This is a genomic window from Mycobacterium sp. H4Y (assembly GCF_000364405.1).
Classification (GTDB): domain Bacteria; phylum Actinomycetota; class Actinomycetes; order Mycobacteriales; family Mycobacteriaceae; genus Mycobacterium; species Mycobacterium intracellulare.
Genome location: NZ_AKIG01000001.1, coordinates 2,545,502 through 2,564,990 on the forward strand (window position 1 = coordinate 2,545,502; position 19,489 = coordinate 2,564,990).

Genomic DNA, 19,489 nt, shown 5'->3' on the forward strand with positions numbered 1-19,489 from the left:
TCCCCCAAGTCTCCACCCACCCGCCCCGTACCCCGGCTGGTTACTGGTCAAAACCCCGACCCGTTGCGAGCTTGTCCCGCAGGCTCTTCGGCCTGATGTCGGGCCAATGTTGCTCGATGTACTCCAAACACGCAGCTCGGTCGGCTTCCCCGTGTACCACTCGCCAACCCGCTGGAACATCGGCGAAGGCCGGCCACAAGCTGTGTTGCTCCTCGTCGTTCACCAGGACGAAAAAGCTGCCGTTGTCGTCGTCGAATGGATTGATGCTCACAATTCTCCAGATACATAGTGGACATGAGTGGAACAGGTCCAAACCATAGTGGAGGGCAACACTGCCCGTCGGCGGTTTGGGGAAAGTTCCTGGTGTGGCCGAGAAGGGTCTTGGCGCCACCGAATGATTGGTGTGCGGAGGGGCCCCGATGCCCCCGAATTCGCTCCAGTGACCTGCATCAATGGCGGTTGGTGCGAAATATCGCTATTGGGGCAGGCACGTCCTTCAGGCCGATGAAGTTTTTGTGCTTGTCGACACACATCCTAGCCGAACGCGTGACGGCCGCGAAAATCACCCGGAGGCGAACCTGCCGCCTCCCGGCAGGGCATGTTGAACCCTCCCGGCCGGTGACACGTGACGAGTGCTGTGCTTAGGTGGTTGCGCGGCGTTGGCGACCGCTGCCCGGGGCGGAGAGGTCAGCAAAACGCCGTTTCCGCAGGTGGAATCGGTCACGATCCCGTATCGCGTTGCCAAAGCACTGATACGGAAGCGACGGGCGTGGTTTACTCATCAAGACCTGGTCGCGTTCCCCGGGGGCGGGGCTCGCATGAGGTGACGGAGACACGACTGGTCGGCGACGTACACCGCATCAAGGCGCCGCAGTCTGGCGTGTTGCTACCGGTCTGTAGTTGCATGTTCGGGTGGCGGAGCCCGCGCGGACATGAAGACGGCTGAAGGGGGTGCAGTGGTCGAATCCGACGTGCGGGCCCGGCCCGACAACACCATCGCGGAAGGACGAGAAATTAGCCAACCGTCTGGCCGGCGACGCGGTTTCTTGGGCTTTGCTCGCCGATCTTCGCCTGAACCAACGCAGCAAACTGGCCGTCAAACGAATCGACCCAAAAAGAGTGCCGCAGCTTTCGGCGTTCTGAAGCGGCTGTGGATCCCGTTGGTGATCGTGGCGGTGGTCATCGCGGGGGGCATGACCGTTTCGCGGTTGCACGGCGTTTTCGGTTCCGAGCACCGCCCGTCGTACGCCGAATCACGGCAGCAGGACACCAAACCGTTCAACCCCAAGCACGTCAAATACGAGGTCTTCGGCCCGGCGGGGACGATGGCCGACATCAGCTACTTTGATGCCAACGGCGAGCCGAACCACATCACCGGAATCGTGCTGCCGTGGACGTTCGACATCTCGACGACGTTGCCGTCAATCGTGGGAAACGTAGTGGCGCAGGGCAATAGCGACACTCTTGGCTGCCGCATCGTGGTGGACGGCGTTGTCAAGACCGAGAGGATCTCGCACCAATTGAACGCATTCACCTACTGCGTGTTGACGGCCACATGAGTACCGAGCAATTGGACACCCAGCCGGCCGCGCGACCACGTATGGCGCGGATCATCCACCGGTTGTCGGTGCCCATCATTTTGGGCTGGCTCGGCATCGCCGTCCTCATCAGCGTCGCCGTCCCGCCGCTGGAAAAGGTTGCGGCTGAGCATGCGGTGTCGCTTAGTCCTTTGGGCGCACCGTCGTTCAAGGCAATGGAGCGCCTGGGCGAGGATTTCAAGGAAACCAACACCGGTGCCTTGGCCATGGTCCTGCTGGAGGGCCAGCAGCAACTGGGCGACGACGCGCACACGTATTACACGCGTTTGGTTCGCCAGTTGGAGGCCGATCACACGCACGTGCAGCATGTCCAGGATTTCTGGGGCGATCCGCTTACCCGCGGCGCCGCGCAAAGCCAGGACGGCAAGGCCGCATACGTTCAGGTGAACCTGAACGGCAACGCGGGCGCGGCCGCGGGCGACGAATCTGTGGCCGCAGTTAGAAAGATCGTGCAGGAGGCTTCTCCCCCGCCGGGGCTCAAGGTCTATGTCACCGGCCCCGCGGCCATCGTCGCGGACATGAACGCCGCCGGCGCGAAGACGGTCGCGCTGGTGACTTTGGCCAGCCTTTGCGTAATTTTCCTGACGTTGCTGATCGTTTATCGGTCGATTGTCACCGTCATCCTTCTGTTGCTCATCGTCGGCCTGGAATTGCAGATTGCGCGCGGAATGGTCGCCCTGCTCGGCCACCTCGGGCTGGTCGGTCTCACCACTTTTGCCGTCAACCTCTTGGTGGCGGCGGTCATCGCGACCGGAACCGACTACGGCATTTTCTTCGTCGGCCGATATCAAGAGGCGCGGCAGGCCGGTGAAAGCCGGGAAGACGCCTTTTACACCACATTCAGTGGGGTCGCCAAGGTTGTGCTGGCCTCCGGCTTGACCATCGCGGGCGCGGTGTTTTGCCTTAGCTTTACTCGCCTGCCGTTTTTCCAGCCCCTCGGTATCCCCTGCGCGGTCGGCATCGCGGTTGCGGTCCTTATTGCGCTGACACTCGGGCCGGCGCTGCTGGCCGCCGGGGCCCGGTTCGGCCTGTTCGAACCGCGGCGGGCGATCTCGGCCCGCCGGTGGCGACGGATCGGTACGGCCATCGTCCGCTGGCCGGCGCCCATTCTGGTGGCCTCGTTGGCCGTTGCGCTGATCGGCCTGTTGGCCTTGCCGAATTACCGGCCGAGCTACGACGACCAGAAATTCATTCCGCAAAGCATTCCCGCCAATGTGGGGTATGCGGCGGCGGCGCGACACTTTCCTGGTCAACGAATGCAGATGCCCGAAATTCTGTTGGTCGAGACCGATCACGATTTGCGCAATCCGACGGATATGTTGGTGATCAACAAACTCGCCAAGGGCGTGCTGGGCGTTCCGGGCATTGCCACGGTGCAGACCGTCACCCGCCCCGAAGGCGTCCCCCTGCAGCACACCACGATCCCGTGGATCATCAGCATGGGTCAGGCCAGCCAGATGCAGAACATGGCCTTCCAAAAAGACCGCATGAACGACATGCTCGTCCAGGCCGAAGAGCTCGGAAAAATGATCGGCATCATGCAGCACATGTTGGGTTTGATGAAAGAGCTCGTCGCCACGACCCACCACATGGTCCAGACGACGCATGAAATGCAGGACATTACGTCGGAACTACGCGATCATATTTCGGATTTCGAGGATTTCTGGCGCCCCCTCCGCAGCTACTTCTATTGGGAAAAGCACTGCTACGACATTCCGATCTGCTTCTCCCTGCGATCCATTTTCGACACGCTCGACGGCGTTGACTTAATCAGCGACAAGCTGCAGGAGATGGTGAAAAACCTCGATCAGCTCGATGCGATCCTGCCGCAACTGGTCATGCAGATCCCGCCCATGATCGAAACCATGTCGGGCATGCGCAGCATGATGCTGACCATGCACAGCACCATGACCGGCGTCATGGGCCAGATGGATTCGAGTGCCAAGGATCCGAGTGTCATGGGGCAGGCTTTCGATGCCTCCAGAAACGACGATTCCTTCTACCTTCCGCCGGGGATCATCAACGGCTCCGACGCCTTCAAGCGTGTCGAGAAGGTGTTCATGTCGCCGGACGGGAAGGACTTCCGTCTGCTGATCTCGCAGCGGGGTGACCCGGCGACACCCGAGGGCCTCTCACGGGTGGAACAGATCAAGACGGCGGCCGAAGAATCGCTCAAGGGGACCCCTCTCGAAAACGCCAAGATCTATCTCACCGGCACGGCGGCGATCACCAAAGATTTGGTGGACGGATCCAAGTTCGACCTCCTGATCGCCGGCGTGTCCGCGATCTGCCTCATTTTCATCATCATGCTGATCATGACGCGCAGTTTCATTGCCGCCATGGTGATCGTCGGCACGGTGCTGCTTTCCCTCGGCGCATCCTTCGGGCTGTCCGTATTGGTCTGGCAGTACCTCCTGGGCATGCAGCTGCACTGGACGGTGCTGTCCACCTCGGTGATCGTGCTGTTGGCGGTCGGCTCCGACTACAACCTGCTGCTGGTCTCCCGCATGAAGGAGGAATTGGCCGCCGGGATCCACACCGGCATCATTCGCGCCATGGGCGGCACCGGCAAGGTCGTGACGAACGCCGGTTTGGTGTTCGCGTTCACCATGGCCTCGATGGTGGTCAGCGACCTACGCAGCATCGCCCAATTGGGCACCACCATCGGTTTGGGACTGTTGTTCGACACGTTGGTGGTGCGCGCCTTCATGACGCCCTCTGTGGCTGCATTGCTGGGGCGTTGGTTCTGGTGGCCACAGCTGGTGCGCCCCCGCCCCGCCAGCACGATGCTGCGGTCCACGGGGCCTCGTCCGGTGGTGCGTTCGTTGCTGCTGAAGCAGTCGCAGTAAGTGGCGGCTTTCCACTTCAGGATGGGAACAGCAACCGTGGGAAACGTTGTGACGCAGGGCAATAGCCCCACGCGCCTGCTGGGGGCCGCATGACGACCCAAGGGACTCGGCCTCCCCGCATCGCGCGGAACATCCGTCGCTTTTCGGCGCTCATCATCATCGGGTGGGTAGCGCTGACCCTGCTGGTGACCTTCGGCGTCCCGCGACTCGAGATCGTTGGCCAACAGCATTCGGTGCCGCTGGCCCCACAGGACGCCCCGGCGGTCCAGGCCATGCAGCGCATGGGCAGGGACTTCAAAGAGTCCGATTCGGACAGCTTCGCGATGCTGGTAATCGAGGGGCAGCAGCAACTCGGCGACTCGGCACACGCCTACTACGACAAATTGGTCCGTGAGCTCAAAGCGGATACCAAGCACATCGAGCACGTGCAGGATTTGTGGGGAGACCGCCTTACCGCGGCGGGCGCCCAAAGTCCCGACGGCAAGGCCGTCTATGTGCAGCTGAACCTGGCGGGGAATCAGGGCACCACCCTGGGCCAGGAATCCGTGGCGGCGATCCGCGACATCATCGCGCGGACGCCACCGCCTCCTGGAATTCAGGCCTATGTCACCGGCCCGGCGGCACTTTTTTCCGATATGCAGCTCGCCGGCGACCGATCCATTCTGAAAATGACGATGATCGGCGCCTTGATCATTTTCATCGTGCTGCTATTCGTGTACCGATCGGTCATCACCGTCATCCTCTTGTTGCTCACAGTAGGCATCGAAGTTTTTGCCGCGCGCGGTGTCATCGCCTTTATCGCCGATCACAACTTCATCGCCCTATCGACGTTTGCCGTCAACTTGCTGGTGGCCCTGGCAATGGCCGCCGGAACCGACTACGCGATTTTCTTCTTCGGCCGCTATCAAGAGGCGCGTCAGGCCGGCGAGGACCGGGAAACCGCGTTCTTCACCACCTATCGCAGTGTCTCGCCCGTCGTCCTGGGTTCCGGTCTGACGATCGCCGGGGCGATGTTGTGCCTGAGCTTCACCCGCATGCCCATCTTCCAAACCATGGGTCTGCCTTGCTCTTTGGGCATGCTGATTTCGGTCCTGATCGCTTTGACCCTGGTTCCGGCGGTTCTGACCGTCGGCGGCGGTGTCGGATTATTCGACCCGAAGCGCACGATCGGGTTCGGCCGCTGGCGCCGCATCGGCACGGCGATCGTCCGCTGGCCCGCGCCTATCCTGTGCGCGACGATAGCGATCGCCATTGTCGGCCTGGCCACTTTGCCCGGCTACAAGACCAGCTATAACAACCGGCTGTATATGCCCAATAGCGTTCCCGCCAACGTCGGGTACGCGGCCGCCGATCGTCACTTCAATCAGTCGCGCATGATGCCCGAAATCGTGATGATCGAGGCCGATCACGACATGCGAAACTCGGCGGACTTCCTCGTGCTGCACAGGCTTGCCAAGGCAATCTTTGGGGTTCATGGGATTTCGCGCGTGCAAGGCATCACGCGGCCGGAGGGAACGCCGATCCAGCACACGTCGATCCCTTTCCTGCTGAGCATGCAGCAGGCGATGATGAGTCAAGACATCAAGTACATGCAGGCACGCATGGATGACATGCTCGTCCAGGCGGACATGATGGCCAAGCAAATCGAGATCATGAAGCGCATCTACGAATTGCAATCGCGCATGACCGATATCACGCACGATACGATCGAGAAGACCAAGGAAATGGCCGAAGTCCTTTATGACCTACGAGGCCATGTGTCCGACTTCGAGGATTTTTTCCGGCCGCTGCGCAGCTACTTCTATTGGGAAAAGCACTGCTACGACATCCCGATATGCTGGTCATTGAGAAGCATATTCGACACGCTCGACGGCATCGATACACTCAGCGACAAACTGACGGATCTTCTCAAAGATCTCGACCATATGGACAAGCTGATGCCGCAGCTGCTCGAGCAGTACCCGCCGATGATCGCCATGTCGGAGGACATGCGACAGATGATGCTGACCAATCACAGCACCATGTCTGGGATCATCGGCCAGATGGACAGCAACAACAAGGACGCCGTTGCCATGGGCGAGGCGTTCGACGCCTCCAAGAACGACGACTCGTTTTATCTGCCGCCGGACATCTTCGACAATGCGGACTTCAAGAAAGCGATGAGCCAATTCCTGTCGCCGGACGGAAAGGCCGCCCGCTTTATCATTTCCCACCGCGGCGACCCGGCAACGTCCGAAAGCGTGGCCCGCATCGACAAGATCAGGCAGGCGGCCGAAGAGGCGCTCAAGAACACGCCGCTGGAAAACGCCAAGATCAATATCGCGGGCACCGCGTCGACCTTCAAGGACTTCCGGGACGGTTCGACCTACGACCTCTTGATCGCCGGCGTTGGCGCGCTGTGTCTGATCTTCATCATCATGCTCATCATCACCCGAAGTTTTATCGCCGCCCTTGTCATCGTGGGCACGGTGACCCTTTCGTTGGGCGCCTCGTTCGGGTTGTCGGTGCTGATCTGGCAGTACATCTTCGGCATCGAGCTGTATTGGATGGTGCTGCCGATGTCGGTCATCGTCTTGCTGGCCGTCGGGTCGGACTACAACCTGCTGCTGGTGTCCCGTATGAAAGAGGAAATAGCCGCCGGCATCAACACGGGCATCATTCGCGCGATGGGCGGCACCGGAAAGGTCGTGACGAACGCGGGCCTGGTGTTCGCGTTCACCATGGCATCGATGGTGGTCAGCGATCTGCGCATCATCGGTCAGGTGGGTACCACGATCGGGCTGGGTCTGATGTTCGACACCTTGATCGTGCGTTCGTTCATGACGCCCACCATTGCGGCGCTGCTCGGGCGGTGGTTCTGGTGGCCGCTGTTGGTTCGGCCGCGGCCGGCCAGCCTGCTGCTTCGCTCGGTGGGCACACGCCCGTCGGTGCGCACCCTGCTGCGTGAGGACGACGATGCGGAGGCCCCGACGGCGGAAATCCCGATTCCCAGGTCAACCGTCTAGGTGGTTTCGCGTTTCTCATTGCCAGAGCCATCCGGCACTCAATGCCCTTCGCGGAGAATGTGGTGAGAAAGGTTGGATGCCAATGTTTTTGCTCCGCACGTTCGGAACTCCCCCGCTGCGAACAAGTTTGGGCAAAGCCGCTAGACCTATCGACCTATACCGTCACCACGCCGGTACACATCGTGAAATACTCCTACCGTGAGCCCTTTGGCGATCGAGGTTGTCGGCCTCACAAAGACATTCGGGCGAGACACGATCGCGCTCAATGGCGTGGACTTCTCGGTTCCGGCTGGGACGGTGTGTGGGCTGCTCGGCCATAATGGCGCCGGCAAAACCACCACGATCAACATCCTGTCCACGTTGATCCGTCCCAGCTCGGGGCGCGCGAGCGTTGCCGGCCATGACATCGCCCGCCAGCCCGCCGAAGTACGTGCCAGCATCGGGATGGCCGGGCAATTCACGGGACTGGATCCCATGCTCACGGGCCGCGAAAACCTGGTGTTGTTCGGCAGGCTGCGCGGGCTAAATCGCCGTAGGGCGAAAGCGTGCGCCGACGAACTTCTCGAACGGTTTGACCTCGTCGCCGTCGCCGACCGCCGGGTCGCGACATATTCCGGTGGTATGCGCCGACGTGTAGACCTGGCCAGCGCCCTGGTGGTTCCACCGAAGGTGCTTTTCCTCGACGAGCCGACCACCGGGCTGGACCCACGCAGTCGCCGTGACGTATGGGCCCTGGTGAGTTCGTTGGCTGTGCACGGCATGACCGTGCTGCTGACCACCCAGTATCTGGAAGAAGCCGACGTGCTGAGCGACTCGATCGTCGTCATCGATCACGGGCAGGTGATCGCCAGCGGCACCGCCGAAGAGCTCAAGCACGCTGTGGGCACCAGCTACTGCCAGGTGACCCCGACCAATCCCGCCGAGCTGTCCCGGGTCGCAGCAGCGTTGAACGGGCTCGAAGGGATTGAGATCGACAACGACACGAGCTCTGTGTCGGTGTTCGCCCCCGACGGGGTGTCCACATTGGTCGAGGTGTTTCGCCGGGTCGATGCGCTCGGCCTCGAACTCGCCGACATTTCGCTCCGTAAGCCGTCGCTCGACGAAGCCTTCCTGCACCTCACCGAACGGACTGTCACCCGGTCATGAGCGCTGTGACCGCACTCACCGAACGCTCGTTGAAATCCGCGGCACGTGACGGCGAGATGATCTTCGAGATCCTCTCGCCGGCAGCGTATTTGGTGGGCTTCGGTGTGGCGCTACACGGTTTGATCGACACGGGACACATCAGTTATTCGCAATATCTGCTGCCCGCCGTGGTGGTCCAGTCTATGATCGTCGTTGGGCTGCTCACCGCCGACCGCGCTTCACGCGACCACCTGTGCGGGTTCGGCGAGCGGATGCGTACGTTGCCAATCGCAGCTGCGGCGACGGTGACTGCCCGCGTGACTGCCACCCTGATGCGGGGAATGCTCGCCCTGGTGGTGGCGATGGTTGCCGGATACGTATTCGGTTTCCGCATGACCGGTGGATTCGGCTACGCCATAGCGTTCCTGGTCATAGCCCTGCTGCTGTGCTTGGCCGTGGCGCTCGGTGCCGACGCGCTCGGATCGAGCGCAAACAGTGTCCAGGGTGCCAGTCACCTGCTGTTTGTCCCCCAGCTTCTACTGTTCATGCTGTCCACCGGACTCGCCCCCGAGAAGACTTTCCCAGATTGGCTGCGCCCATACGTCCGGAACCAGCCGGTGTCACAGTTCGCCGAAACCCTACGCGGGCTGGCAAGCGGAAGGGTGCTGGGCGGCACCTTGGCTGCCACGCTGGCCTGGTGCGCGGGCATGGTGGTGGTCTTTGGTGCGATCGCACTGCGGATGCAGAGGCGCGGCTAGTGACTCATCGCCTGGAGCCACAAGGATCCCTGCTCATCCAAAGCTGGGTGCAGGCCGGTCGTTTACTTCTTCGGTGGCGGCGTGACCAAGCAGTCTTGATGGGGTCGCTGCTGCTCCCCGTCTTCCTCCTATTCGCCTACCAAATTGTGCTGGGCGGGCGAGTCCACGCGGTCACCGGTGTCGAGAGCGTCTACGGCATAGTGCCCATGTGTGCTGTAATATCGGCCCTCTTCGGCTCCCTGGGCAACTCCGTCAGCATCACAATGGATCGAGAGTCGGGCCTCCTCAGCCGGATGTGGGTCTTGCCGGTCCACCGGGCAAGCGCTCTCACAGGATGGGTGATCGCCGAGATCGCACGCGCACTCATCGGGACCGTCCTGATCACCGCAATCGGGCTGGCAATGGGGCTGCGCTTCACCCACGGTTGGCTCGCTGCGCTACTCTTCATTCTAATTCCGTCGATCACAGTGACTGGTTTCACCGCACTGGTGATGGCTATGGCGATTCGCAAGAACGGCCGCACCGCAATGACGTGGTTACTTGGCCTCACTTTCTCCATGGCATTCGTCAATCCCGGTGCCACCCCAATCGACCTCTTTCCAGATTGGGCTCGACCACTGATCCGCGTGCAACCGATATCGCCACCCATAGAGACAATGAGGTCGCTGGCCCACGGGGGCCCACTCGCTGGGCCTTTCGCGATAACTCTCATCTGGCCAATCGTTTTGCTCGCCGCGTTCATTCCCATGGCGATACGCGGCTATCGGTCGGCAGCTGCGGCCAACCCCTAGTGTGCCGCGTCCGAGATCTGTGCCATATATTTAGCGGAGTATATAAGTTCGTCAGCGGAATTCAGTCCGCGGAATGATTTTGGGTCGTCGTTCCATGCGGTGATCCAGTCATGCACGTCGTTTTTCCGGCAGCAACAGCCTCATGCATGCCGCGGTGGAGCAGTTGGTCGGTTGAGCAGGTCGGACAGCGTCCAAGCTGGTTCATCTAGAAGGAGCCGTTCTAGCCGTCCGTGGATCGCCGTAGTCTTGTGGGTGGCGAGGTAGTCGCAGATCAGGTGCGCATCCAGGTCGGCGGAAACGGTAAACGTCCCAATCGTGTCCGACGCATAGAAGGCAATCTTCTTGGGAAGAGGGCGCTCATTTGCATTCCCATTGAAGTTACAGCAGGCCGCCCATCATTGGTGCACTAAGTGCGGATAGAGTCCTGTCTAGGATTGCGCACGAGCTTTTGATGCAGCTCTGGATCGGATCAACAAGGCACGCAGTAACAGTCGCCGGTTTTCCTTTCTCCTAATGAACGCCAGCATTCGGCTGAAGGTTTCCCAGGCGCCTACCCAGAAATACATTGGCAGCCGCTTTCTGAACTCCCTGTCCGTGCTCTCCCTCATGCTGAGCCCGGTCATGTCGTTATATCGCGCGATCACAACGTCCATGTACCGAGTGATCAGCGCGGGGTTCGAGAAGCAGCGGATATTAAAGTCCCAGTCGGCCCAGACCCGGTAGCGCAAATTGTAAGGGCCGATGCCGGCGAAGAGCTCGCGGCGGTAAAAGATCGACTGGTGGCACATATTCGTCTCGAATAGCAGACGGTCAAGATCGAAGGCGCCGGCGTGCCGGGACCCAGTCGAGCGCATGACTACGTCGCCGTAAACGAGATCGCTAGGCGCATGGTCACGGACGAAAGCGGCCACGCGCGCCAAGGTGTCAGGTTCGTAAAGGGTGTCGTCGGCGCCCAGGAAAAGCAACCACTGCCCCGTGGCCATGCCGACACCGCGATTCATAGCGTCGTATGGTCCCTGGTCGGACCCACTATGGATGACCAACCGCGTATCGAGGAAGGGGCCGAAGCCGTTCGCGATGTCAAGCGTTCCATCAGTCGAGCCACCGTCGACCAAGATCACTTCGAAGTCGCTGCAGGTTTGGTGAACAATGCTTTCGAGACATGCATGCAGCGTCGCCACCGCGTCGAATGTGGGAACGATAATGGAAAACATTGGCGCGGTCATGACTTCAGCCACGTTAGCAGGAATCACCAGTAAGAGCCGCTGCTTCACTCAGGTGACTTTTGGCTTGGCCCCCCGACCGCCGATCCTCGTCTTAGGCTACCTACACGAGTCCGGCATAGCCCACTCCGATCTCATTTCCTCGCCGAGGCGGCGTTCGCGCGATACCACGCCACTGTTGACTCGATGCCTTCCCGCAGCGCGATTCGGGGCAGCCAGCCCGCGCCCCGCAAAATCGATACGTCCAACAACTTACGAGGCGTTCCGTCCGGTTTGCTTGGGTCCCAGCGTGTTTCGCCGGTGTAATCTACTGCTTTGGCGACTATATCGGCGATCTCCCTGATGGTGTGGTCGATGCCGGTGCCCACGTTGATGTGATTCGGACCGTCGAAGTGTTCGAGGAGATACAAACACGCACTCGCCAAATCGTCAACGTGTAGGAGCTCACGCCGGGGAGTTCCAGTCCCCCAGTTCGTCACCTGTCGGACGCCGCTGGTCTTGGCTTCCTCATACCGACGAATAAGCGCAGGAACTAGGTGCGAACCCGATGCCGAAAAGTTGTCACCTGGCCCATAGAGGTTTGTCGGCATCGCAGAAATCCATGCCAGCCCATGTTGGCGCCTGACCGCCTGAACCTGAAGGATGCCGGCAATCTTGGCGATTGCATACGCGTCGTTGGTGGCCTCTAGAGGGCCGGTAAGTAGTGCCCTCTCGCGAATGGGCTGCGGAGCGAATTTTGGGTATATGCATGAGGAGCCCAGGAATAGCAGTCGCGGCACACGTGCGGCCACGGCCGCGTCGAGGAGATTGACCTGGATCTGAAGGTTCTCGGACAAAAAATCGGCCGGGTATGTATTGTTGGCCATGATGCCGCCGACCTTGGCCGCAGCATCGATGATCACCTGCGGCTTCGATCCCAGCACGAAGTCAAACGTCGCGGCCCGGTCCGTAAGGTCGAGTTCGCTGTGCGACCGTACCAGTAATTTGGTGAATCCCTCGGCCTGAAATTTGCGCAGTAACGCGGACCCCACCAGCCCACGGTGCCCGACAATGAATACGGGCAATGCGCGGTCGAGAGCGCCAACTGGCATGTCCATTCCGGTGCTCAGTTCCAATCGGCGATGACCGGCTTGTCGATCCATGGCTTGCCATCGCACTCCAATGCCGCGACATCCGCGTCGACCATGATCCGCGCCAGCTCACCGGTGTGCACGGAGGCCTTCCAGCCGAGCGATTCCTCCGCCTTGGTCGCATCGCCTATTAGCGAGTCCACTTCGGTGGGCCGCAGATAACGGTCGTCAAACTTCACGTGTTTTTTCCAGTTTAGTCCAGCATGCTCGAACGCGGTCCTGGCGAACTCGCGCACGGTGTAACCACGCCCCGTCGCGAGAACGTAGTCCTCGGGTTCGGCGGCCTGCAGCATCCGCCACATCCCTTCGATGTATTCGGGTGCATACCCCCAGTCGCGGACGGCATCCAGGTTGCCGAGATAAACGTCGGACTGAACGCCGGCCTTGATGCGGGCCACCGCTCGCGTGATCTTTCGGGTCACGAATGTTTCACCGCGCCTGGGTGATTCGTGGTTGAACAAGATACCATTCACCGCGAACAACCCGTAGGCTTCGCGGTAGTTGCGTGTGGCCCAATAGGAATAGACCTTCGCCGCGCCATACGGTGACCGCGGATAAAACGGGGTCTGCTCATTCTGCGGCGGCGGCGACGCGCCGAACATCTCCGACGAGGATGCCTGATAATAACGGCAATCCACTCGGGAAAGGCGGACGGCTTCGAGCAATCGGATCGATCCCATGCCCGTGGTGTCGCCGGTGTGCACGGGTTCGTCGAAGCTGACACGTACGTGCGACTGCGCCGCAAGGTTGTACACCTCGTCGGGGTCGATGGTGCTCAGCAGGGTCACCAAGCGGGTCCCGTCGGTGAGGTCGCCGTAGTGCAAGAACAGGCGAGCGTCCGGTTGATGTGGATCGACGTAGAGGTGATTGATCCGCGATGTGTTGAAGGTCGAGGCTCGACGAATCAGCCCGTGGACCTCGTATCCCTTGTTCAGCAGCAATTCGGCGAGATACGAGCCGTCCTGTCCGGTGATTCCGGTAATGAGCGCTCGCTTCACTGGATTCCCGCTTCTGTCGCTGCATGCCCGTCACCGCACGACCGGCATTTCATCATCGCGGCTCTCACTCCTGCGCGTTACAAGGGCAGGGCGTTGCCGTTGCCTCATAGTAGATGTCGAAAGCAACAAGCATCGAGCGACCTCGGTTGCCGCCACTTGAGCGCGTTCGAAGGGACCACATCCCAGCGAGAGCTGCTGCGGAAGTCAATGAGGCACAACGGGTTCCAGTGTGCCGACTGACCACCTCGACTGGGCTGCTGCAACGACTACGCTGATCGCGTTCGCGACAAGGTTCTCGCCATTCTCCCGAAAAGGTAGACTACGGGACCGCACGACTTACGGGAGAGGCGATGACTCAATTGAACGCGATTCGGCAGGCCGCGACGACCCTGAGAAGAAGCCTTGTTTGGTCTCTTTTTGTTAGGCGCCGACTCCCCTACGTTGTGACTTTGAGGGACTTCGAGAGAGACGGCGTGCGGTTCGAGGTTACTAATGTCGTCGAATACTTCCGAGTCGCCGACCACGGCGGGGAGACGGAGTATCTCGCCGCGATGCTTCGGGATCTTCAGGATGAAGACGTGCTTTTTGACGTCGGCGCAAATGTAGGCCTGGTCGCAATCCACGCCGCCAAAATCTGCCGCACAGTAGCCTTTGAGCCTGACCCATCTTTCAAGCATCGACTCGAAACCAATACGGCGCTCAACCCTGACCGCGCATTTACTCTCCAGCCAATTGCCATCAGCGACTCGGACGGCACCGTTGTGCTGTACACGGACGGCGCCGCCGGCAACAGTCCTAGTCTGGCTCATCAGCGCGGTGAACACGAGAGCGTGTCAGTTTCTGCGCGGTCGCTGGATAGCCTCATGGCCGAAGGTGCCTTACCGCGCCCAACAGTGATCAAGTTGGATATCGAGGGCGCCGAGATCCTCGCCTTACGAGGCGCCAAACAACTCTTGACCGGTCCCGAGCGCCCTCGCGCTCTGTTTATAGAGGTTCACGACACGTTCCTGCCGGGCTTCGGATCTTCAGCTGACGAAGTTTATGCACTGCTGCAAGAATTGGGGTACACGACGACCGTCTATAGGGCCCGACGAGCCGACCAAACGCACCTGATTTTGCACGCTGCATAAGAACTTGACCTCCAGCAAGTTCTCACTTTCGGAGCGCCTCTTCGAGTGTGAGTTTGGGAAATACGGTCAGCGCACCGTCGACAGTCGCGTCGACAATTCGCCGCCCATCGTCCTCGAACACCTTGCGGGCAAGCCTATATGCAATCTCAGAGTTCTCGAGATCAGGTAGTTGCCACTTGAAACCCTTCGCAAAATAGCGCGGATCGAAATGGCTTGTGTCCGGTCCACTGGATTCGACCAGCTGGTTGGGGGCTCCGCTGACAGCGAAGCGGTGGTCGACCCCGATAAGTATCACCTCGGAGAACCCCATGTAGTACGCCAGCTGCATCGCCACGTACGTGACAGTATAGCCCTCCCAAATTCCGCGGCTCACATCGCGCGCGAACCACGGCCCAACCACGCTGTAGAGATAGGCGGTATTCGGTGCGCTGTCGAGGTATGCGCGGTTCAGGACGGTCGTGAAGAGCGGTGCTTTGATCTCCCGGAAATCCTCGACACATTGCTCGACCACATACCGGTTGACGACGGCATGGAATGTGGTCTCGAAACCAAGTTCGTCGAACATCAAATAGATGCGGTTCAAACCGAAGGTGTATTCGTCGCGCAAGAGGCTCAGGTCGGTGTTCCGAAGACTTGGGCCGTTTCCGATGATTACACACCGCTCATCAGCATGGATGCCCTTGAACTGGCGAATATATGCGCGATTAGCGCGGCCGCCAGGCGTCAGACTGGAGTGCAGGCCTGCTAAGCCGAATGAGATCGATCGAGTCAGGCTACGAGCTGGGCGGCTGCCAAGCATTTTCGCCGCCGTCCTGTGTTTCCAGTCGAGTTCCTCGGAGTCGACCACCACAACCTGCTGCTCTTCCGGCTCACCCACAGCGGATATCTTCCCCTAGTCGCGGTTATCTCGCTCCACGGACAACATCTGTCTTCTCCAGACGTGTCAAGCTTGCCACACCCTGATTGCCGCATTGGAATATGCCGACCGACTATGGACGCCCCCCGGTTGGCAGGAACCCATCGGAAGCACTAGCGATGGTCAGCGTTCATGCAGTCAGCGCACGGCCGCGCGCGAAGACTCGCCCGTGAGCTGGCCGCATGGTGCTGGTGGCTGGCCGTCCTGACAACTGAGCTGTGGCAGCGCCGCGCGACGACCGTGCGAAGAGCTTGGCGGTTGCGCAGCAACGTGCGCTAGCGTCCTGCGCCAGGAATCGGCTAGTAATTTTGAGCTAGATTCATGGCGCGCTGGAAAGACCCAGGTGAAGATGGCATTTACTGACGCGAGTGGTAGCCTCGCCGTCCAAGCCGTTGCAGGCAGCACGAAACGTTATGAACGGACAAAGCAGAAGGAAAAACTGCGACGCGGTGACCGAACGTGTCGCTGCCAGGTGTGCAACGGTTGCTCTCGCGCTTCGTCGTTCGGATTTCATCCTCGAACGATACGAGACTATCTGGGAGGGATCATGAAAATCATCGATCGTACTAAAACTGTGGTCAACATTTTGAGGCTTTACACGCAGAATCAACTGGGGAGGCCAGTAAGCGTTAAGATTGATGGGGTTAGTTATTATTTGAACCCGGAACCAGCCGCGCTCTATCACGCGCTCCATTCCGTGCCGAAACTCGAACGCATGGTGGAATTAGTCGCTGATGCTAGAACTATTTTCGATGTTGGTGCAAATTGCGGAATATTCGCAGCGCTCTGTGCCCAGAAATTTCCGTCGGCTGCCATACACGCTTTCGAGCCCGCGAAGGCGCTTCAGCCGATTCTCGCACGTAACTGCCCGGCGGAGAGCATTTCGGTGCACCAGCTTGCAGTCGGCGAACGCAACGAGGACGTCACACTATTCGTTAACCCGGATTCACAGCAGACCAATAGCCTGAAGCCCTCTGCAGTACAAGCCTTCGCAGATTCAGCTGATATTGAAATGGAGACCATTCGTTGTGTCACGCTGGATTCCTTCGTGGCCGAATACAAGAGTGGTCCAATCGATGTACTGAAAATCGATGTACAGGGTTTAGAAGGCGCAGTATTACGTGGCGCTCGGACTGCGTTGGAAACCGTAGAATACCTGTTTATTGAAGTGACCTGGCTGGACCTCGAGGGGGTGCAACGCGTTTTACCCACAGCCGAACACTATGGCTTTCAGCATGGCACGGTGGTCAATCCAGTTCACACGGGGGCAGATTTGCTGTTCACGCGGGAGCCACTGACCGCCGATATGCCGAACCTTCTCCGCTTTCGCCTCGGCGCTGAAAGCGAAGGGGAACCGTGGTTCTAATGCCGCTAGTACGGACGAAATGCGGACGTGTTATCCCTCGATTCAACCAACGATTCCTGACGTCGGCTGATTATGGGTCATCCAAACCCTGCGAAGGATCCTGACTGGCCGGCGAGGACAAATGAAGCGGCAGCCAAACGGAAGAATCCGATGCTATTCCTACGCCCCATTCGCCGGGGTTTGCACGGTGTGGGTTGCACACTGGTTGGAATTCTCCTAGCAGGCGGTGACCAGGCACGCTGTTACCACGCCCCGCCAAGCCATACTTCATTCCGATCCCAGGCGAGCCGTTGCTCCGCCGTCGACGACCAATACCGTTCCGGTGATGAAACGGGCGTCGTCACCAATCAGAAATGACACGGCTCCTGCGACGTCACTCGGCTCTCCGATGCGGCGAAGCGCAGTGCGCTGGCGCAAGAGGGCTTTGCGTTCCTCGGCTGTCTCCCCCCAGCGGGCGAATCCCTCGCGAAGCTTCGCGGTGTCGATGGCTCCCGGCGCGATGGCGTTGACGCGGATGCTCGGGCCAAGGTCCATAGCCGCGGACCGCACCCAACCCTCCAACGCGGCCTTCGTCGTTGCGTACGCCGTGATGCCTCCCGTTGTCGCGCGGCCATGAACGCTACTGATCACGACGATCGAACCATTGTTAACCGCAAGGTTTTCGTGAGTGCCCGACATCAGGGCGTCGACGGCGATGACGTTCACGCGCAGAGCATTTGTCCATACGTCGAAGGGCGTCTCCCCTGCACCCGCAATGGGCTGCACCGCGCCGTTGTGCACCACGGCTTTCAGCTTGTAGTCACCCGCCAACTCTCGGCCGAGGTCCACGAGTTGCTCGGACTCGCTCAGATCGACCTGAAGGTAGACATCTGCAGCCGGAGCAACGTCTTTATCGATCCCGATCGTGGTGTACCCGTCTTTGCGCATCCGTTCGCACAACGCCGCGCCGATTCCGCCTGCGGCACCCGTGACGATGACCGCGCGGCTCACCGCCCAAGCTCCTCGATCAGGAAGTCGACAGCCGCCTCACTCGCCCGCACCACACCCTCGCGGGTGTTCGATCCATTGTGCGCGCCCAGTACCACGTTGTGCAGCGTCCGAAGCTCGCTGTCCAGCGGCAACGGTTCGACCTCGAACACATCGAGTGCGGCTCCCGCGAGCCGACCATCCTTGAGAGCGTCGATTAGATCCTGCTCCATGACGACGGGGCCTCGGGCAACGTTCACCAGGTAAGTGTCCGGCCGTACCCGAGCGAGACGTTCGGCGTTAATGAGGTGAAATGTCTGCGGAGTTAGCGGACAAGCCAGGACGATGAAACGACTTGTTTCCAAAAGCTTGTCGAGGCCGACAATCGGCACGTCCGCTTGCGCACCGTCGGCGAATGGGTCGTAAGCAACGACATCCATGGCGAAACCCTTTGCACGATTGGCGATCTCACGCCCGATCGTTCCAAACCCCACGATGCCAAGCTGCGCGCCGGCCAGTGTCACCCCTTCCACCTTCGGCCACTCGCCACGACGGACGGCGGCATCCACCGCAATGTGGCCGCGCACCAGATTCAAGATATAGCCGAATGCCGCGTCTGCGACCTCGTGGCCGAAGACCCCCGGGGTGTTACGCACAGTTACCCCGTGGTCTCGAGCGGCTTGAAGATCAACAGAGTCCATGCCGATCCCCCAGCGGATCACGGTCTTGATCTTTTTTGCATTTTCAAAGAAGTCACGGTCAAGCTGGTCGTCGCCGGCAATGATCCCCACCAGGCGGTCGCCGTATTTGAGCAGTTCCGCCGCGGTGAGCTGTTGCCGCCCAAGGAGATCCGGCGCAACAACCTCGTAGCCAAGTTTCTCGATACGCTCACGGTGCCGCGGAAGCTCGACCTGCATCTGCCGGCAGGTCACCAGGATTAGCGGGGCGGTCACGCCCTGATCTCACCGCGCTCGGCGATAGCGGCGGCGAGAGAGAAGTCCTCTTCCGTGTCGATGTCCACCGCTTCAAGGGGCGCGATTTCAACCATAAACGGCCGTGCCCCAATGCGGGAGCCGTGCTCACGCAACAATTTCGGAGTGAAAATAAAAAAGCAGGAATTCTCGATGAACAAGGGCGGCAGATCCTGCGTTCGGAGCAGCATAGATGGGTCGTGGTTGATGGGCCTACTTTCAGCGTCCCAGAGCCTGGCCTGCAAGCGCGTGACACTAAAGACGGAGTCGCACTCACGATCGTGAGCCGTAAACAGTTGCAGCGCCGCAGAAACCGTGTCGGCCTTGAGGAATGGATTTGTCGAGTGTGTCTGCAGGACAATATCGGCGTATACCTGATCGAGCGTATTGCGCAAGACGTCGTTCATCGCGATGCCGCCGTCGCGTAGGTGCTGTGGACGAGCAACCACCTGCACGTGCGGGAAATTCTTGGCGCAGTCGTCGGTGATCAAGTCGCTGTCGGTATCGACCACAATGAGGTCGACTTCGGGCACCGAACTCAACATACGGACCACGTGGTGATACAGCGGGATTCCAGCCAGTGGGCGATAGTTCTTGCGCGGAACACGCTCACTGTTGTGGCGCATGGGTACGACGGCGACAGTGCGGGTCATGGCTCTCCAC

Annotated in this window: 16 protein-coding genes; 8 read left to right on the forward strand and 8 right to left on the reverse strand. The window is 60.1% G+C overall.

The features are described from left to right. Positions 1–40: 40 nt before the first annotated feature. Positions 41–271: an MbtH family protein gene (locus W7U_RS10955; RefSeq protein WP_003877688.1), complete on the reverse strand. Its 231-nt coding sequence runs from the start codon at positions 269–271 to the stop codon at positions 41–43. Positions 272–1,139: 868 nt separating this feature from the next. Here W7U_RS10955 and W7U_RS10960 point away from each other — a divergent pair. The 6 genes from W7U_RS10960 to W7U_RS10985 all read left to right on the forward strand — a co-directional run bounded on the left by W7U_RS10960 (position 1,140) and on the right by W7U_RS10985 (position 10,126). Continuing rightward, positions 1,140–1,559 carry an MmpS family protein gene (locus tag W7U_RS10960; protein ID WP_036390192.1) on the forward strand — a complete coding sequence of 140 codons (420 nt, stop codon included), beginning with the start codon at positions 1,140–1,142 and terminating at the stop codon, positions 1,557–1,559. Further along, the gene (locus W7U_RS10965; RefSeq protein ID WP_008257879.1) at positions 1,556–4,447 is read left to right on the forward strand and encodes an RND family transporter; all 2,892 of its coding nucleotides are present in this window, start codon (positions 1,556–1,558) and stop codon (positions 4,445–4,447) included. Before W7U_RS10960 ends, W7U_RS10965 begins: the two co-directional genes overlap by 4 nt. Before the next feature lie 89 nt (positions 4,448–4,536). Next, a complete protein-coding gene (locus tag W7U_RS10970; RefSeq protein WP_008257880.1) occupies positions 4,537–7,452 on the forward strand; it encodes an RND family transporter in 2,916 nt (971 codons plus the stop codon). A gap of 198 nt (positions 7,453–7,650) precedes the next feature. Continuing rightward, positions 7,651–8,598, forward strand: coding sequence for a daunorubicin resistance protein DrrA family ABC transporter ATP-binding protein (locus W7U_RS10975; RefSeq protein WP_036428980.1), 948 nt, complete (start codon positions 7,651–7,653; stop codon positions 8,596–8,598). Continuing rightward, a complete protein-coding gene (locus W7U_RS10980; RefSeq protein ID WP_008257882.1) occupies positions 8,595–9,335 on the forward strand; it encodes an ABC transporter permease in 741 nt (246 codons plus the stop codon). Before W7U_RS10975 ends, W7U_RS10980 begins: the two co-directional genes overlap by 4 nt. After that, positions 9,335–10,126 (forward strand): ABC transporter permease, encoded by a 792-nt coding sequence (locus W7U_RS10985; RefSeq protein ID WP_081490117.1) that lies wholly within the window; start codon positions 9,335–9,337, stop codon positions 10,124–10,126. Before W7U_RS10980 ends, W7U_RS10985 begins: the two co-directional genes overlap by 1 nt. Positions 10,127–10,554: 428 nt before the next feature. On the opposite strand, the gene W7U_RS10990 is transcribed toward W7U_RS10985, so the two are convergent. The 3 genes from W7U_RS10990 to gmd form a co-directional block, all read right to left on the reverse strand. Next, a complete protein-coding gene (locus W7U_RS10990; RefSeq protein WP_269778935.1) occupies positions 10,555–11,340 on the reverse strand; it encodes a glycosyltransferase family 2 protein in 786 nt (261 codons plus the stop codon). Positions 11,341–11,483: 143 nt separating this feature from the next. Beyond that, positions 11,484–12,446 (reverse strand): GDP-L-fucose synthase, encoded by a 963-nt coding sequence (locus tag W7U_RS10995; RefSeq protein WP_008257885.1) that lies wholly within the window; start codon positions 12,444–12,446, stop codon positions 11,484–11,486. A gap of 8 nt (positions 12,447–12,454) precedes the next feature. Then, the gene (gene gmd, locus W7U_RS11000; protein ID WP_008257886.1) at positions 12,455–13,477 is read right to left on the reverse strand and encodes a GDP-mannose 4,6-dehydratase; all 1,023 of its coding nucleotides are present in this window, start codon (positions 13,475–13,477) and stop codon (positions 12,455–12,457) included. A 443-nt stretch (positions 13,478–13,920) separates the two neighbouring features. Between gmd and W7U_RS11005 the strand changes: the two genes are divergently transcribed. Beyond that, entirely contained in the window at positions 13,921–14,607 is a 687-nt protein-coding gene (locus tag W7U_RS11005) for an FkbM family methyltransferase (RefSeq protein ID WP_008257887.1), read from the forward strand. Between the two features lie 22 nt (positions 14,608–14,629). Here the strand turns inward: W7U_RS11005 and W7U_RS11010 are convergent, their stop codons facing one another. After that, entirely contained in the window at positions 14,630–15,484 is an 855-nt protein-coding gene (locus W7U_RS11010) for a 6-hydroxymethylpterin diphosphokinase MptE-like protein (RefSeq protein ID WP_225337588.1), read from the reverse strand. 586 nt (positions 15,485–16,070) lie between these two features. Here W7U_RS11010 and W7U_RS25550 point away from each other — a divergent pair. Then, positions 16,071–16,889: an FkbM family methyltransferase gene (locus tag W7U_RS25550; RefSeq protein ID WP_165604839.1), complete on the forward strand. Its 819-nt coding sequence runs from the start codon at positions 16,071–16,073 to the stop codon at positions 16,887–16,889. A 267-nt stretch (positions 16,890–17,156) separates the two neighbouring features. On the opposite strand, the gene W7U_RS11020 is transcribed toward W7U_RS25550, so the two are convergent. The 3 genes from W7U_RS11020 to W7U_RS11030 are packed head-to-tail and all read right to left on the reverse strand — an operon-like array spanning position 17,157 to position 19,479. Then, complete coding sequence (locus W7U_RS11020; RefSeq protein ID WP_008257890.1) at positions 17,157–17,879, reverse strand: SDR family oxidoreductase; 723 nt, start codon at positions 17,877–17,879, stop codon at positions 17,157–17,159. Next, entirely contained in the window at positions 17,876–18,808 is a 933-nt protein-coding gene (locus tag W7U_RS11025; RefSeq protein WP_008257892.1) for a phosphoglycerate dehydrogenase, read from the reverse strand. Before W7U_RS11025 ends, W7U_RS11020 begins: the two co-directional genes overlap by 4 nt. Continuing rightward, a complete protein-coding gene (locus W7U_RS11030; protein ID WP_014711955.1) occupies positions 18,805–19,479 on the reverse strand; it encodes an acylneuraminate cytidylyltransferase family protein in 675 nt (224 codons plus the stop codon). Before W7U_RS11030 ends, W7U_RS11025 begins: the two co-directional genes overlap by 4 nt. Positions 19,480–19,489: the final 10 nt, after the last annotated feature.

Coding starts and splice junctions, on each gene's coding strand:
- W7U_RS10965 (WP_008257879.1), top strand. CDS start 1,556: ATGAGTACCGAGCAATTGGACACCCAGCCGGCCGCGCGACCACGTATG.
- W7U_RS10970 (WP_008257880.1), top strand. CDS start 4,537: ATGACGACCCAAGGGACTCGGCCTCCCCGCATCGCGCGGAACATCCGT.
- W7U_RS10980 (WP_008257882.1), top strand. CDS start 8,595: ATGAGCGCTGTGACCGCACTCACCGAACGCTCGTTGAAATCCGCGGCA.
- W7U_RS10990 (WP_269778935.1), bottom strand. CDS start 11,340: ATGTTTTCCATTATCGTTCCCACATTCGACGCGGTGGCGACGCTGCAT.
- W7U_RS10995 (WP_008257885.1), bottom strand. CDS start 12,446: ATGGACATGCCAGTTGGCGCTCTCGACCGCGCATTGCCCGTATTCATT.
- W7U_RS25550 (WP_165604839.1), top strand. CDS start 16,071: ATGAAAATCATCGATCGTACTAAAACTGTGGTCAACATTTTGAGGCTT.
- W7U_RS11030 (WP_014711955.1), bottom strand. CDS start 19,479: ATGACCCGCACTGTCGCCGTCGTACCCATGCGCCACAACAGTGAGCGT.